The following is a 13,853-nucleotide window of genomic DNA, read 5'->3' on the forward strand; positions in this document are numbered from 1 at the left end:
CGATCAGTGGTCCAGTGACGGCGGGTCGATCGGGCCCCACTGGTTCACGGTCGCCATGTCGACCTCCCAGGTCCGCGGGCCCATCGGGTACTCCTCGTGCCACGGGCGGGGCTCCCAGTAGCCCTTCGCCTCGTCGTGCACGACGTCGATCTGCGTGAACAGCTCGATGACGTTCCCGTCCGGGTCGCGGTGGTAGGTGAACAGGTTGTGCCCCGGCCCGTGGCGACCCGGGCCCCAGTGCAGCCGGTAGTCGTGCTGGGCGAGGTGGTCGAGCATCGAGATCAGGTGGTTCGGGTCGCGCATCTCGTAGGCGATGTGGTGCATGCCCGAGTACTTCTGGCTCGCCATGAAGTTGGCGGCGTGGTGGTCGGCGTTGCAGCGCAGGAACACGAAGAAGTCGCCGACGGTGTCCGACCACTTGAAGCCGAGCAGGTCCTGGTAGAAGGACTGCATCGGGGCCAGCTCGGGGGTGTAGGCCGCGACGTGGCCCAGCTTGGTCGGGCGCAGCGGGGTGAAGCCGGCGACGCCGCTCGCGTCCTGGGCGGTGATCAGGTGCAGCGGCACCCCGGTGCCCGGCTCCTCGAGCACGAGCACGTCCGGGGTGCCCGGCCCGATGTCGCTGCGCCGCTGCGTGACGTACCCGGACTCCTTGAGGCGCTCCGCCGCGGTGTCCAGGTCGTCGGAGATCTCGTACCCGACGACCTGCCGCGCCCGCGTCCCGCCCTTCGTCACGACGACGCAGTGGTGGTCGACCCCGGTGGTGAGGAACGCCCCGCGGTCGTCGCCCTCGACGAGCACGAAGTCCAGCACCCGGGTGTAGTACTCCACGAGCCGCTGGACGTCCGGGGTCTCGAAGCCGACGTAGCCGAGCTTCGAGACGTTCACCGCACTCATGACCGGTCCTCTCGTTCGGTGACGGGGTTGCGCAGCGCGCCGACCCCGTCGATCTCGGCGACGACCTCGTCGCCCGGGGCCAGGAAGTCGCCGCGCGGGAAGCCGACCCCCGCGGGCGTCCCGGTGGCGATGACGTCACCGGGTTCGAGGGTGACCGCGCGGCTCGCGCCGGCGATCAGCTCGGCGATCGGGGTGACCATGTCCGCCGCGGTGGAGTCCTGCTTGACGACGCCGTTGACGGTCAGTCGCAGGGCCACCGCCTGCGGGTCGTCGACGAGCCAGGAGGGCACGATCCCCGGGCCCAGGGGACAGAAGGTGTCGCCCGCCTTGGCGCCGACCCAGTCGTGCCCGAACGGCGGCGCGACCGGGTCGGCGCGGTCGAGCAGGTCGCGGGCGGACACGTCGTTGACCACCGTCCACCCGGCGACGACGTCGAGCGCGCGCTCCACCGGGACGTCGACGCACCGACGCCCGATCACCGCGCCCAGCTCGACCTCCCAGTCGATCTTCCGGCCGGCCCGCCGGGGCAGCACGATCGCCTCGTCCGGCCCGATCACCGAGGTCGTCGGCGGCTTGAAGAAGAAGTACGGCGCCACCGGCCCCGACGGCCGCGGGACCCCCATCTCGGCGAGGTGCGCGAAGTAGTTCGCGCCCGCGCAGAGCACCTTCGGCGGGTACCGCAGCGGCGCGAGCACCACGGCCCCCTCGACGGGCGCCAGCCCGCCGGGGTCGAGCCCGCGCAGCAGCGGCGCGAGCGTCTCCCACTCCCCCAGCACCTCGAGCATCGAGCGCCCGGCCAGCTCGTCGGGTGCTCGCCGGACCACGCCGCCGGCGAGTACCCCGACCTCCGCCTTCGCCACGTCACCCTGGTGGTGGGTGACCAGCGCCCACTGCGCGTCGCGCACGTCGTCCCCCGTCTCAGTCCGTGGGGACGGTCAGCACGATCCGCCCCATGTTCTCGTCGGCCTCGAGGAACCGGTGCGCCGCGGCCGCCTCGGTGAGCGGGAAGGACCGGTCGACCACCGGCCGGAACCCTCGCGCGACCTCCTCCCACAGCGCGCGGGCGCTGGCCGCATTGCCCGTGCGGACGCCCAGGACGCGCTGGTTGAGTGTGTACAGCCGTGCGAGGTCCAGCGGCACCCGTCCGCCCAGGAAGGCACCCGAGGAGACGAGCGCGCCGCACGGCGCGAGGACGTCGGTGGTGCGGGCGAAGATGTCCGGCTCGCCGAGGTCGTCGACGGCCACCGCGATCCCCGCGCCGCCGGTCAGGGCGCGGACCTCGTCGACGAAGCCCGCATCGGTCGGGTCCAGCACCGCGTCGAGGCCCCGTGCGGTCAGGCGCTCGCGCTTCCACGCCGCGCGGGAGGTGCCGATGACGCGGGCGCCGAGGTGGCGCGCGAGCTCCGCGGTCGTGGCGCCGAGCGCCGACGCGGCGCCCTGCACCAGCACCCAGTCGCCCGGGCGCAGGCCGGCCTGGCGCAGCTGGTTCATCGCGACCGGCCCGGCGAGGGCCACGCCGGCGGCGGTCGCGGGGTCGAGGTCGCTGCCCGCGGGGATCGGCCAGACCGCGGCCGTGGGCACGACGGTGTACTCGGCGTAGGCGCCGTGGGCGTGCACGCCGGCGATCCGCAGGCGCGCGCAGGCCTCCGACCGACCGGCCGCGCAGTGCTCGCACTCCCCGCAGCCGAGCACGGGCCAGACCGCGACGTGCTGGCCGACCTCGATCCCGCTCACGCCCTCGCCGACGGCCGCGACGGTGCCCGCGTGCTCGACGCCGGGCACGTGGGGCAGCGCCGGCTTGACCGGGTGGCGCCCGGCGCGCAGCGCGACGTCGAGGAAGCGCCCGACGCACACGGCGGCGACCCGGACGAGGACCTCACCCGGGCCGGGCGCCGGGGTGTCCACGGGCGCCGGGTGCAGCACCTCGGGCGGACCGAACTCGTCGAACACGATCGCGGTCATCGTCCGGGGTGGCGCCGCCGGCACGTCCGGCCACGCGAGGGGGGTGAGGGTCCGCATCGGCGCGCTCCTTCGCAGGTGCCCGGATCCGCATGGGCACTGGCCCGCATAGTGCACACACTTTGGGGCGGGACGCAATGCGCGCCGCGGTGTCGGGCCGCAGCGCCGGACGCGGTACCGGAAGTGCGTGACGCGCCGGCCGGGCACGACGAGATGGGGGTCCTCCAGCACGGTCTCCGGCGCGTCCTCGCCGAAGAAGCGCTTGCCGCGCCCGAGCACCACGGGAGCGAGGTCGATCTCGACCTCGTCGATCAACCCCACGGCCAGGGCCTGCCCCCCGATGTCGCCCGCGGTCACCGTGACGTCGCCGTCCCCGGCCTGGTCCTTCGCCGTCGCGACCGCCCGCTCGATGCCCTCGGTGACGAACGTGAAGGGCGCGGTGCCGTAGTGCGCCCAGTCGGTGGGCACGGTGTGGGTCAGGACGACGACGTGGTCCCCGGCCGGTGGGCGGCCCTCCCAGCCGTTCGTGTGGTCGAAGAGGTGGCGCCCGATGACGCCGGACCGGACGCGCCCCCAGTGCTGGCGCATCCAGTCCGCGCTCTCCTTCCCCGTGCGAAAGGGGCGCTGCTCGTCGCCCGCGTGGACGTCGGTGTCGCCGGCCGAGAACCAGTCGAAGATCGGGCCCACCGAGTCGTCGGGGCGGGCGATGAAGCCGTCGAGCGACATGGTCGCCACCAGGATCACTGTCATGGGAGTGGACGGTATCCCTCTAGGACTCGTTATTCAACCATAGAGTTGAACAACCGGAGGGACCGGTCACACGTCCTCGTTTGGTAGACCGGGACGCGGCACGGTGTCGTGTCAGGGCTCAACGGATGAGCGTGTGTGAGAGGTAGTGCCAGTGGAGTTCCGGCAGTCGAACAAGCTCCGCGACGTCTGTTACGAGATCCGCGGTCCGGTGGTCGAGCAGGCGAACCTGCTGGAGGAGGCGGGACACAGCGTTCTGCGGCTCAACACCGGCAACCCCGCGCTCTTCGACTTCGAGGCGCCCGAGGAGATCGTCCAGGACATGATCCGGATGCTCCCCCAGGCGCACGGCTACACCGACTCGCGCGGCGTGCTGCCCGCCCGCCGTGCCGTCGCGCAGCGCTACCAGGCGCGGGGGCTCGAGGTCGACGTCGACGACGTCTTCCTCGGCAACGGGGTCTCCGAGCTGATCTCGATGGCCGTGCAGGCGCTGGTCGAGGACGGCGACGAGGTGCTCGTCCCGGCGCCGGACTACCCGCTCTGGACCGCGGTCGCGACGCTCGCCGGCGGGCGCGCCGTGCACTACCGCTGCGACGAGTCGGCCGACTGGTTCCCCGACCTCGACGACGTCGCCGCGAAGATCACCGACCGCACCAAGGCACTCGTCATCATCAACCCCAACAACCCGACCGGGGCGGTGTACTCGGAGGAGGTCCTCACCGGCCTGCTCGACCTCGCCCGGCGCCACGGGCTGATGGTGATGGCCGACGAGATCTACGACCAGGTCCTCTACGACGACGCCGTGCACCACGACATCGCGTCGCTCGCGCCGGACCTCGTGGTCCTGACCTTCTCGGGGCTCTCGAAGACCCACCGCGTCGCCGGCTTCCGCTCCGGCTGGCTCGTCGTCACCGGCCCGCGCCAGCACGCGCGCGACTACCTCGAGGGCCTCGCGATGCTGGCCTCGATGCGCCTGTGCGCGAACACCCCGGCGCAGTACGCCATCCAGGCCGCGCTCGGCGGGCGCCAGACGATCGGCGACCTCACCGCCCCCGGCGGGCGCCTCTACGAGCAGCGCGACCGCGCCTGGAAGGGACTGAACGCGATCCCCGGGGTGTCGTGCGTGAAGCCCCGCGGCGCGCTCTACGCCTTCCCGCGCCTCGACCCGGACATGTACCCGATCAAGGACGACGAGCAGTTCGTGCTCGACCTCCTGCGCGAGGAGAAGATCCAGGTCGTCCAGGGCACCGGCTTCAACTGGCCGACCCCCGACCACTTCCGCATCCTCACCCTCCCCCATGCCGACACCCTCGACGACGCCATCACCCGCATCGGCACCTTCCTGGAGACCTACCGCCAGGGCTGAGGCCCGCCGGGTGTTCGAGCAATGCGGCTTTCCTGGCGGCTGAGGCCAGGATCGCCACATGCTCGCCGGGACGACACGCCGCGGGGTGTCAGCGTGGCGGCCACGCTGGCGTCAGACATCAGGAAAGCAACCACGATCATGGGCGACGAGCTGCCGACACTCCACGGGCTGCGGACGCGGTTGCGGCCGTGGCGCGCCGAGGACGCGCCGGCGATCGAGGCGGCGTGCCAGGACCCCGAGATCCAGCGCTGGACGACGGTCCCGACGCCCTACGGCCCGGCGGACGCCGAGGAGTTCCTGGCCCGGCGCGTCCCCGAGGCCCGGGCGCGGGGTGGCGCCGCCTTCGCCGTCGACGACCTCACCACCGGCGAGCTCGTGGGCAGCACGACCCTGCTGCACGTCGAGCGCGGCGTCGGCGAGGTCGGGTACTGGGTCGCGCCGGGGGCCCGGCGGCGCGGCCTCGGCGCCGACGCGCTCGACACCCTCGCGAGCTGGGCGTTCTCCCAGCAGCTCGCCCACCGCCTCGAGCTCCAGATCGAGCCGGACAACGTCGGCAGCCGCGCCCTCGCCGTGCGCGCGGACTTCCTCCCCGAGGGGCTCCTGCGCGGCCGCCTGCTGATCGACGGCGAGCCGCGCGACGCGATGATGCACGCGCGCCTCGCGCCGCCGGGGGTCTGATCGTCCCCGGCGTCGTGGGGGGCACGAGCCCCGAACCGGGTGGTCGCCGCCGTCACCGGCGGGTCGTCGGGAGCGTGTGCGTGGAGATCACGAGCGCGCTGTGCACCTCCGCGCGCCGACGCGGGTGCACAGCGCTCCCGTGATCACGCGACAGGGCGCCCGCGCGCCGCTCCGGATGCTCCTCCTGGCTGGTATCCCTCGCCTGGCGAGGGATACCAGCCACTAACCGCGGGAACCGGTCCGGGCGCAGCCGCCGGCCGCTCGACGCCCCGCTCGCGCCCCCGCTCACGCCCCGCTAACCCCCCGACCGCGTCGGCACGACCAGCCGGTGGTCCGGGGTGAAGAGCCGCCGCACGACGCCGAGGGAGACGACGGTCGTGGTGGTCGCGGCGGCCGCCAGGACGAGGAACATCACCACCGCCTGCACCAGCACCGCCGAGACGGGGTCGACGCCGGCGAGGATCAGCCCGGTCATGGCGCCGGGCAGGAACACCAGCCCCGTGGCCTTCGTCGTCTCGATCTGCGGGGTCAGGGCCGAGCGCAGGGCCGCCCGCAGGTAGGGCCGCGACGCCTCCGACGACGGCTGACCCAGCGCGAGCCGCGCCTCGACCTCGTCGCGCTTGTCCTGCAGCTCGGAGACGAGGCGCCGCCCGACGAGCACGGTCGCGGTCATCGCGTTCCCGATGATCAGCCCGGCGATCGGGACGAGCGTGCGCGCCGACAGCTCGAGCACCCCGAGCCCGAAGATCACCGCCATCGTCACCGCGCTCGCGGCGAGGAACGACAGCGCCGCGACGGGCAGCAGGCGGGGCACCTCGGGGGCGCGCTGGCGGGCCGTCCAGCCCGCGTAGGCGATCATCGCGGCCACCCACAGCCACGACCACCACAGCGATCGGCCCGGCGCCAGGAGCAGCACCAGCACCCCGCCGACGAGCAGGAGCTGGACGAGCGCGCGCAGCGCGGCCCAGAGGATCGAGAGCTCGAGGCCCAGCCGCCAGGCCAGGGAGACGCCGGCGGCGACGCCGACGAGCAGCAGGGAGACGGCGAGGCCGGGCAGGCTGACGGTCACCGCGGATCACCACCCGGGACGGTCCCCGGCGTCACGGCGCCGCCGGAGACGTCCAGCACACGGTCGGCGACCCGCCCCACCTGGGCCTCGTCGTGGCCCACCCACACCACGGTGATCCCGTCGCGGGCGAGGTCGGTGACCGAGCGCTCGAACACCCGCCGCGGCCCCTCGTCCAGCGCCGAGGTCGGCTCGTCGAGCAGCAGGGCCTCGGGCTCGACGATCAGCGTGCGCGCCAGGCACATCCGCTGCAGCTCGCCGCCCGAGAGCGTCTCGGCGTCCCGGTCGAGCAGGTCGGCGTCGAGGGACACGCGCCCGAGCACCGCACGGACCGCGTCCTCGCCGGCGTCGGGTGCCGCCACCGCGAGGTTGTCGCGCACGGTGCCGGCGAACGGCGTCGCGCGCTGGAAGACCATGCCGACGCGACGGCGCAGGCGCAGCGGGTCGAGGTCGTCGAGCGGGGTCCCGCCGTAGGCGACGGTGCCCTCGTCGGGGACGTCGAGGCGGTTGAGCAGGCGCAGCAGCGTCGTCTTCCCCGCCCCGGACGGCCCCCACAGCGCCGTGACGCCGTCGGGCGGGATGTCGACGTCCACGCCGTCGAGCACCGCGCGCCCGCCGCGGCGGACCACGACCCCGCGCAGGGTGAAGCTCCGGTCGGTCACGGCGGACCGGATTCCCGGGCGGTCCCCCGCTCACCCTCGCCGGGCGAAGCCGCGGGGTCCGCCCCGGGAAACGATGCGCGACGCGCCACCCCCACGACGGCGCGGAAGGCGGCCGACATGAGCGAGCCAGGACCCGACACGGGGCCGATCGACTACCTGATCATCGAGTTCCCGCCCGGCACGGCGACCGGCGAGGGGATGCCCCTGCTGATCGACCTGGTGGACCGCGGCCTGATCCGCATCCTCGACCTGGTCTTCGTCGGCAAGGGCGAGGACGGCTCGGTGTCCGGCCTCGAGCTGGCCGACCTCGACGGCGACGGCGCCCTCGACCTCACCGTCTTCCACGGCGCCTCCTCGGGCCTCCTGGGCGACGAGGACGTCGCGGAGGCCGGCGCGGTGATCGAGCCGGGCACCACGGCCGCGGTCCTGGTCTACGAGAACGTGTGGGCCGCTCCCCTGGCCGGCGCCCTGCGCCGCAGCGGCGCGCAGCTCGTCGCGGGCGGGCGCATCCCCGTCGACGACGTGGTGGCCTCGCTCGAGAACACGGTCCAGCACACCTGACGGAGGACTGACATGCCCGGACTGCTGCGCGGCCTCGCCCGCACCGCCCTGGTGGCCGGCACGGCGACCGCCGTGTCGAACCGCGTCTCCCGCCGGCAGGCGGGCCGCTGGGCGGCGGAAGAGGCGCAGGACGCGCCCCAGTACGCCCCACCACCCCAGTACGCACCACCCCAGTACGCACCGCCGCCGCAGGCCCCGCCCGCGGACGACGTGATCGAGCAGCTCCGACAGCTCGGCGAGCTCAAGAGCCAGGGCGTGCTGACCCAGGAGGAGTTCGACGCGCAGAAGCGGCGCATCCTCGGCGGCTGAGCTGCCCACCTCCGCAGTATCAGGTACGGTCGGTACCTAGTACATCGGAGGAGGTACCCCATGCTCGGCGACATCGCCGGCACCGCGCCCCTGCGCGAGGCCCTGGAGACCACCAACACCCTGCTCGAGCAGGTGCTCGACGAGCTGCGGCGCGTGAACGCCGACGGGCTCGTGACGGTCGCGCAGGAGCTGCGCACCATCCAGCAGGCCCTGCCCGCTCCCGAGACGGCCTGACGGGCCCCACCATGGGCCGGTGCCCGCCACGGAGACCGCGCCGCAGCGCGGCCCCGTCGCGCCGGAGCTGCTCACCGAGTACGGCGACCTCGGCCTGTGGTGGGTCGCCGTCGAGGTCGGCCGCCGTGCCGCCCAGGAGGGCCGCGCCCGCCTGCACCGGCTCTCGGACGACTACCGGCCCCGCGAGGCCCTGACCCCGGGCGGGCGTCCCGCCACGCACGACGCGGCGCGGGCGTTCGCCCGCCAGGTCGGCCTCGACCCCGACGTCACGCTGCTGCGCCCCGACGCCGCCGCCCGCGGGGCCGCCATGGCCGGGCGCCTGGTCCCGGCCGGCGCCGTGGCGGACGCGCTGCTCGCCGTCGCCGTGAGCAGCGGTGTGACGGTGACCGCGGTCGACGCGGCCGGCGTCGACGGGCCGCCCGGGCTGCGGACCGCGGTCGAGGGAGAGCTCCTCGGCCGGCGGCGACGGGCGCGCGCCGTGAGCCCGGGCACCGTCGTCGTCGCCGACCGCGACCGCGTCCTCGCGCCCCTGTTCGCCGACCCGCCCCGCGATCTCGACCCGGGCCGCGCCCGGCGCGTCCTGCTCTGGGCCGTCGAGGTGCCCGGGGCGCCGCCGCTCGAGACCGAGGAGGCGGTGTGGCACGCGGGGCGGTTCCTCTCCGGCCGCTGAGCTCCTACCGTCGCGGGTCAGGAGGTGCCGCCATGACGATCGCCCCACAGGACACGGCGCCGACCCTCGCCGTCACGGTCGACGAGCACGCCGCCCGCACCCAGCTGCGCGCGCAGATCGCCCGCCTCGAGCACCGTCTGGCGACCGCCGGGCCTGCGGTCGGGGGTCCCGTGCCGGTCCGCGGCCCCCGCGTCCTCGACCTCGGCGAGCTCGAGCGCGTGCGCGACGACCTCGTCGAGCGCGTCGGCGCCGTCGACCGGGCCGCCGCCGCCCGCACCCGTGCCGTCGCCGCCGCGCACGCGTGCCTCGCCGGGATGCTGGCCGATCCGGCCGCCCACCGCGGTGCGGTCGTCACCTCCGCGGACCTCGGCGAGCGGGGCTGCGTCCGCTGGGCCGTCCGCCCGGTGCTCGGTCCCGTCGGGCGACTGGCGGGCTGGTGGCGGGTGCGGATGTCGTCCGGCTGCCCTTGACCGTTCCACGTCACAGCCGAGCAGGAGGGCGTTTCGGGCGTCCGCCCGCGGGGACCCGCTTCCCGGCGCGGCACCTCGCGCCCCGAGACGAAGGGACCCTCCCCGGTGACCGCACTCCTGTTCGGCTCGATCAGCAGCGTCGCTGACACGTCCGAGATCCAGCGCGAGGCCTTCAACATCGCCTTCGCCGAGCACGGGCTGGACTGGCACTGGGACCGCGACGACTACCGGTCCCGTCTGGACAGCGCCGGCGGCGAAGCGCGCATCGCCGAGGAGGCCCGCCGCCGCGGCGAGGACGTCGACGCCGCCGCGGTGCACGCCACGAAGTCGCAGCGGTTCCGCGAGCAGCTGCGCTCGGGCGGGGTGGCGCCCCGTCCCGGCTTCCTGGACGCCCTGCAGACCGCCAAGACGAACGGCTGGAAGACGGGCTTCGTCACCACGACCTCGCGCGACAACGTGCTCGCGGTGATCGACGCCCTCGGTCCGACCGTCAGCGCCGACGACTTCGACGTCGTCGTGGCCGCCGACCAGGTCGCGACGCCCAAGCCCGACCCCGCCGCCTACACCTTCGCGCTGCAGGCCCTCGGCGAGGACCCCGCGAAGGCCGTCGCCGTCGAGGACAACCGTGACGGGGTCCGCGCGGCCGCCGCCGCGGGCGTCACCGTCCTGGCCTTCCCGAACGAGAACACCGCGGGCTCCGAGTTCCCCGGCGCCGCCCGCCGCGTCGACGCGCTGACCGCCGACGAGGTCACGGCCCTGGCCGCCTGACCAGGCCGCCCCACCCCTACCTCCACCAGCCGTCCAGGACCCGGCGGCCGGATCCCGCACGCCCGTTCGCGGCGCGTGCTGCTCGCACGCGCCCGGGATGCGGGCGTCCAGCCCTGAGACGGGAGATCCATGACCGCCGAGCCGACCCTCACGACGACCGACCACGCGTTCCACGTCGAGGGCTACCAGAAGATCGACTACTCGCTCGTCGTCACCGACGGGGTGTTCTCCCCGGAGAACACGGGCCTGGCCGACGCCTACCGCCCGTACGGGCGGTGCCTCGCGGTGGTCGACGCGACCGTCGCCGAGCTCCACGGCGACGCGATGCGGGCGTACTTCGACCACCACGGACTCGACCTCACGGTCTTCCCGATCGCCATCGACGAGGCCGACAAGACCATGCGCACCGCGGAGCGCATCATCGACGCCTTCGGTGACTTCGGGCTGGTCCGCACCGAGCCCGTGCTCGTCGTCGGCGGCGGCCTGACCACCGACGTCGCCGGCTTCGCCTGCTCGATCTTCCGGCGCGCGACCAACTACATCCGCATCCCGACCACGCTGATCGGCCTGGTCGACGCCAGTGTCGCGATCAAGGTGGCGGTCAACCACGGGAAGGCGAAGAACCGCCTCGGCGCGTTCCACGCCTCGCAGCAGGTGTTCCTCGACTTCTCCTTCCTCGCGACGCTGCCGACCGAGCAGGTCCGCAACGGGATGGCCGAGCTGATCAAGATCGCGGTCGTCGGCAACGAGGGCATCTTCGAGCTGCTCGAGAAGTACGGCGAGGACCTCCTGGAGACGCGGTTCGGGCACCGCGAGGGCTCCCCGGAGCTGCGCGAGGTCACCGACCGCCTCACGTGGGACGCGATCGAGACGATGCTGCGCCTCGAGGTGCCCAACCTCCAGGAGCTCGACCTCGACCGCGTCATCGCCTTCGGCCACACGTGGAGCCCGACGCTCGAGCTCTCCGGCGACGAGCCGTTCTTCCACGGCCACGCGATCAGCGTGGACATGGCGCTCTCGACCACCCTCGCGCAGCGCCGCGGCTACATCACCGAGGCCGCCCGCGACCGCGTCCTCGGGCTGATGAACCGGCTCGGCCTCTCGCTCGACAGCCCGCTGCTCACCCCCGAGCTGCTGGCGAAGGCCACCGACTCCATCCTGCAGACGCGCGACGGGAAGCTCCGCGCCGCGGTCCCCCGGCCGATCGGGACGACCCACTTCGTCAACGACCTCGACGCCAGCGAGCTCTCCGAGACGCTCGATGCCCACCGCGAGCTGTGCCGGGGCTTCGCGCGCGAGGGCGCCGGCGTGGACACGTTCCGGCGATGAACGCGCCACCCACCCCCCGGCCCGTCACGCCGGTCGGCCTCATCGCCCAGGCCCTGGACCGGGTCGCGGACGGGCTCGACGGCGTCGCCGGCGTGCCCGAGGACGTGCGCGAGGACCTGCGCCGGGCCCGCGAGCTCGCGGGCGGTCTCGACCCGTACCTCGAGGACGTCACGACCCCCGAGTCCGCCGCGCTGGCCGCGCTCGCCGCGGACACCCGCGCCCACGACTGGTCCGCCCGCGACCCGGACGACGTGTTCCTCGAGCAGGAGATGCTCTCCGGGCACGTCGAGGGCCAGGCGCTGAAGATGCTGGTCGGGGCCACCGGGGCCCGCCGGGTGCTCGAGATCGGGCTGTTCACCGGCTACTCGGCGCTGGCGATGGCCGAGGCGCTGCCCGCCGACGGCCGGCTCGTCGCGTGCGAGCTCGACCGCGAGGTGGCCGAACGCGCCCTGCGGTCCTTCGCCGGCTCGCCCGCGGGCGGGCGCATCACCGTCGAGATCGGCCCCGCCCAACGCTCCCTGGCCACGCTCGCCGCGGCCGGGGAGGCGTTCGACCTCGTCTTCGTCGACGCCGACAAGGCCGGCTACGCGGGCTACGTCGCGACCCTGCTCGACGACGGCCTCCTCGCACCCGGCGGCCTCATCTGCGTCGACAACACCCTGATGCAGGGCGAGCCGTGGCGCACCGACGAGCCGGGGGCGAACGGCCGGGCCATCGCGGACTTCAACGCGACGGTGGCCGCCGACCCGCGCGTCGAGCAGGTGGTCCTCCCGCTGCGTGACGGCCTGACCCTGATCCGCCGTGCTGCGTGACCGCCTGCGGCGCGTGGCCGTCCACGCGCCCCGGACGCTGGGAGCGCTGGCGCTGCTCACCGTCCCGCTGCCGGTGACCGCGGCGGCGACGGCGGCCGCGCTGGTGCGCTCGCTGATCGTCCCGCCACGCCGTGGCACGGCCGCCCACCCGCGCACCGTCCTGCTCACCGGCGGGAAGATGACCAAGGCGCTCGCGCTGGCACGCGCGTTCCACGCCGCCGGGCACCGCGTGGTGATGGTGGAGTCCGCGAAGTACCGGTTCACCGGCCACCGGTTCTCCCGCGCCGTCGACGCGTTCCACGTCGTCCCCGCACCGGGCGCGCCGGGCTACGTCACGGCGCTGCGCGACGTCGTCGTCGCGGAGGGGGTCGACGTCTGGGTCCCGGTGTGCAGCCCGGCGGCGAGCTGGCACGACGCGCAGGCCAAGCCGGTGCTCGCCGAGTTCTGCGAGGTGCTGCATCCCGACCCGCAGGTGCTGCGCATCCTCGACGACAAGGACCGGTTCGCCGAGGCCGCCGACACCCTCGGGCTGCCCGTGCCCGAGACCTACCGGGTCACCGAGCCCACCCAGGTCGAGGACTTCGACTTCGACGCCCACCCGGGCCCGTGGATCCTCAAGAGCGTCCCGTACGACCCGGTCGCGCGCCTCGACCTCACGACGCTGCCGCGCCCCACCGCCACGGCGACGGCCGAGATCGCCCGGGCGAAGCCGATGTCGGACGACGCCCCGTGGATCCTCCAGGAGCTGGTGCCCGGCCGGGAGTACTGCACGCACGCGACGGTGCGCGAGGGCCGGGTGCAGGTGTGGGCGTGCTGCGAGTCGTCGGCGTTCCAGCTCAACTACGCGATGGTCGACAAGCCGGAGATCGAGGAGTGGGTGCGCCGGTTCGTCGCCGCGCTGCGCGTCACCGGGCAGGTGTCGTTCGACTTCATCGAGACCGCCGACGGGCGCCTCGTCGCGCTCGAGTGCAACCCGCGGACCCACTCCGCGATCACGATGTTCCACCGCGACGCCGAGGCGCTCGCCCGGGCGTACCTGTCCGACGTCGAGGGACCGCCGCTGACGCCGCACCCCGACAGCCGCCCCACGTACTGGCTCTACCACGAGCTGTGGCGGATGGTCTCCCGTCCGTCGTCGATCCCGGAGCGGTGGCGGGTGCTCCGGGAGGGCACCGACGCGGTGTTCGACCGCGACGACCCGCTGCCGTTCCTCCTGCTGCACCACCTGCAGATCCCGTCGCTGCTGCTGCGCAACCTCGTCACCGGGCGGCCGTGGATCCGCCTCGACGTCAACATCGGCAAGCTCGTCGAACCGGCGGGTGACTGAC

16 protein-coding genes are annotated in these 13,853 nt (G+C 74.2%); 11 read left to right on the top strand and 5 right to left on the bottom strand.

Annotated elements, in window-relative coordinates; all coding sequences use genetic code 11:
• Positions 1-3 precede the first annotated feature (3 nt).
• The 3 genes from ACR9E3_RS18965 to ACR9E3_RS18975 are packed head-to-tail and all read right to left on the bottom strand — an operon-like array spanning position 4 to position 3,603.
• Positions 4-894 (bottom strand): VOC family protein, encoded by an 891-nt coding sequence (locus ACR9E3_RS18965; protein ID WP_460382070.1) that lies wholly within the window; start codon positions 892-894, stop codon positions 4-6.
• The gene (locus ACR9E3_RS18970; protein ID WP_460382071.1) at positions 891-1,799 is read right to left on the bottom strand and encodes a fumarylacetoacetate hydrolase family protein; all 909 of its coding nucleotides are present in this window, start codon (positions 1,797-1,799) and stop codon (positions 891-893) included. The genes ACR9E3_RS18965 and ACR9E3_RS18970 overlap by 4 nt, the downstream gene beginning before the upstream one ends.
• 13 nt (positions 1,800-1,812) lie before the next feature.
• The gene (locus ACR9E3_RS18975) at positions 1,813-3,603 is read right to left on the bottom strand and encodes an alcohol dehydrogenase catalytic domain-containing protein (RefSeq protein ID WP_460382072.1); all 1,791 of its coding nucleotides are present in this window, start codon (positions 3,601-3,603) and stop codon (positions 1,813-1,815) included.
• A gap of 151 nt (positions 3,604-3,754) precedes the next feature.
• Between ACR9E3_RS18975 and ACR9E3_RS18980 the strand changes: the two genes are divergently transcribed.
• Both ACR9E3_RS18980 and ACR9E3_RS18985 read left to right on the top strand, forming a co-directional pair.
• Positions 3,755-4,966 carry a pyridoxal phosphate-dependent aminotransferase gene (locus ACR9E3_RS18980; protein ID WP_460382073.1) on the top strand — a complete coding sequence of 404 codons (1,212 nt, stop codon included), beginning with the start codon at positions 3,755-3,757 and terminating at the stop codon, positions 4,964-4,966.
• A 93-nt stretch (positions 4,967-5,059) separates the two neighbouring features.
• Positions 5,060-5,644 carry a GNAT family N-acetyltransferase gene (locus ACR9E3_RS18985; protein ID WP_460382074.1) on the top strand — a complete coding sequence of 195 codons (585 nt, stop codon included), beginning with the start codon at positions 5,060-5,062 and terminating at the stop codon, positions 5,642-5,644.
• A 295-nt stretch (positions 5,645-5,939) separates the two neighbouring features.
• Here the strand turns inward: ACR9E3_RS18985 and ACR9E3_RS18990 are convergent, their stop codons facing one another.
• The gene (locus ACR9E3_RS18990; RefSeq protein ID WP_460382075.1) at positions 5,940-6,713 is read right to left on the bottom strand and encodes an ABC transporter permease; all 774 of its coding nucleotides are present in this window, start codon (positions 6,711-6,713) and stop codon (positions 5,940-5,942) included.
• A complete protein-coding gene (locus tag ACR9E3_RS18995) occupies positions 6,710-7,372 on the bottom strand; it encodes an ATP-binding cassette domain-containing protein (RefSeq protein WP_460382076.1) in 663 nt (220 codons plus the stop codon). Before ACR9E3_RS18995 ends, ACR9E3_RS18990 begins: the two co-directional genes overlap by 4 nt.
• Positions 7,373-7,489: 117 nt before the next feature.
• Here ACR9E3_RS18995 and ACR9E3_RS19000 point away from each other — a divergent pair, with 117 nt between their 5' ends.
• From ACR9E3_RS19000 to ACR9E3_RS19040, 9 genes are all read left to right on the top strand, one after another.
• Complete coding sequence (locus ACR9E3_RS19000) at positions 7,490-7,933, top strand: DUF6325 family protein (protein WP_460382077.1); 444 nt, start codon at positions 7,490-7,492, stop codon at positions 7,931-7,933.
• 12 nt (positions 7,934-7,945) lie between these two features.
• Positions 7,946-8,242, top strand: coding sequence for an SHOCT domain-containing protein (locus ACR9E3_RS19005; RefSeq protein WP_460382078.1), 297 nt, complete (start codon positions 7,946-7,948; stop codon positions 8,240-8,242).
• Positions 8,243-8,302: 60 nt separating this feature from the next.
• Positions 8,303-8,476: a hypothetical protein gene (locus tag ACR9E3_RS19010; RefSeq protein ID WP_285650320.1), complete on the top strand. Its 174-nt coding sequence runs from the start codon at positions 8,303-8,305 to the stop codon at positions 8,474-8,476.
• A 19-nt stretch (positions 8,477-8,495) separates the two neighbouring features.
• Positions 8,496-9,146 (top strand): hypothetical protein, encoded by a 651-nt coding sequence (locus tag ACR9E3_RS19015; protein ID WP_460382079.1) that lies wholly within the window; start codon positions 8,496-8,498, stop codon positions 9,144-9,146.
• Positions 9,147-9,178: 32 nt separating this feature from the next.
• Complete coding sequence (locus ACR9E3_RS19020; protein WP_460382080.1) at positions 9,179-9,616, top strand: hypothetical protein; 438 nt, start codon at positions 9,179-9,181, stop codon at positions 9,614-9,616.
• 105 nt (positions 9,617-9,721) lie between these two features.
• Complete coding sequence (locus tag ACR9E3_RS19025) at positions 9,722-10,384, top strand: HAD-IA family hydrolase (protein WP_460382081.1); 663 nt, start codon at positions 9,722-9,724, stop codon at positions 10,382-10,384.
• Positions 10,385-10,513: 129 nt separating this feature from the next.
• On the top strand, positions 10,514-11,713 hold the full coding sequence (locus ACR9E3_RS19030) for a sedoheptulose 7-phosphate cyclase (RefSeq protein WP_460382082.1): 1,200 nt from the start codon (positions 10,514-10,516) through the stop codon (positions 11,711-11,713).
• On the top strand, positions 11,710-12,525 hold the full coding sequence (locus tag ACR9E3_RS19035; protein ID WP_460382083.1) for an O-methyltransferase: 816 nt from the start codon (positions 11,710-11,712) through the stop codon (positions 12,523-12,525). The genes ACR9E3_RS19030 and ACR9E3_RS19035 overlap by 4 nt, the downstream gene beginning before the upstream one ends.
• Positions 12,515-13,852: an ATP-grasp domain-containing protein gene (locus ACR9E3_RS19040; RefSeq protein WP_460382084.1), complete on the top strand. Its 1,338-nt coding sequence runs from the start codon at positions 12,515-12,517 to the stop codon at positions 13,850-13,852. The genes ACR9E3_RS19035 and ACR9E3_RS19040 overlap by 11 nt, the downstream gene beginning before the upstream one ends.
• Position 13,853 lies beyond the last annotated feature (1 nt).

It is taken from the genome of Actinomycetospora sp. C-140 (assembly GCF_054796175.1).

Bases quoted from the DNA above. Each gene is read 5' to 3' on its own strand.
- ACR9E3_RS18965 (WP_460382070.1), bottom strand. From the start codon at position 894: ATGAGTGCGGTGAACGTCTCGAAGCTCGGCTACGTCGGCTTCGAGACC.
- ACR9E3_RS19000 (WP_460382077.1), top strand. From the start codon at position 7,490: ATGAGCGAGCCAGGACCCGACACGGGGCCGATCGACTACCTGATCATC.
- ACR9E3_RS19010 (WP_285650320.1), top strand. From the start codon at position 8,303: ATGCTCGGCGACATCGCCGGCACCGCGCCCCTGCGCGAGGCCCTGGAG.
- ACR9E3_RS19030 (WP_460382082.1), top strand. From the start codon at position 10,514: ATGACCGCCGAGCCGACCCTCACGACGACCGACCACGCGTTCCACGTC.
- ACR9E3_RS19035 (WP_460382083.1), top strand. From the start codon at position 11,710: ATGAACGCGCCACCCACCCCCCGGCCCGTCACGCCGGTCGGCCTCATC.
- ACR9E3_RS19020 (WP_460382080.1), top strand. From the start codon at position 9,179: ATGACGATCGCCCCACAGGACACGGCGCCGACCCTCGCCGTCACGGTC.
- ACR9E3_RS19005 (WP_460382078.1), top strand. From the start codon at position 7,946: ATGCCCGGACTGCTGCGCGGCCTCGCCCGCACCGCCCTGGTGGCCGGC.
- ACR9E3_RS18975 (WP_460382072.1), bottom strand. From the start codon at position 3,603: ATGACAGTGATCCTGGTGGCGACCATGTCGCTCGACGGCTTCATCGCC.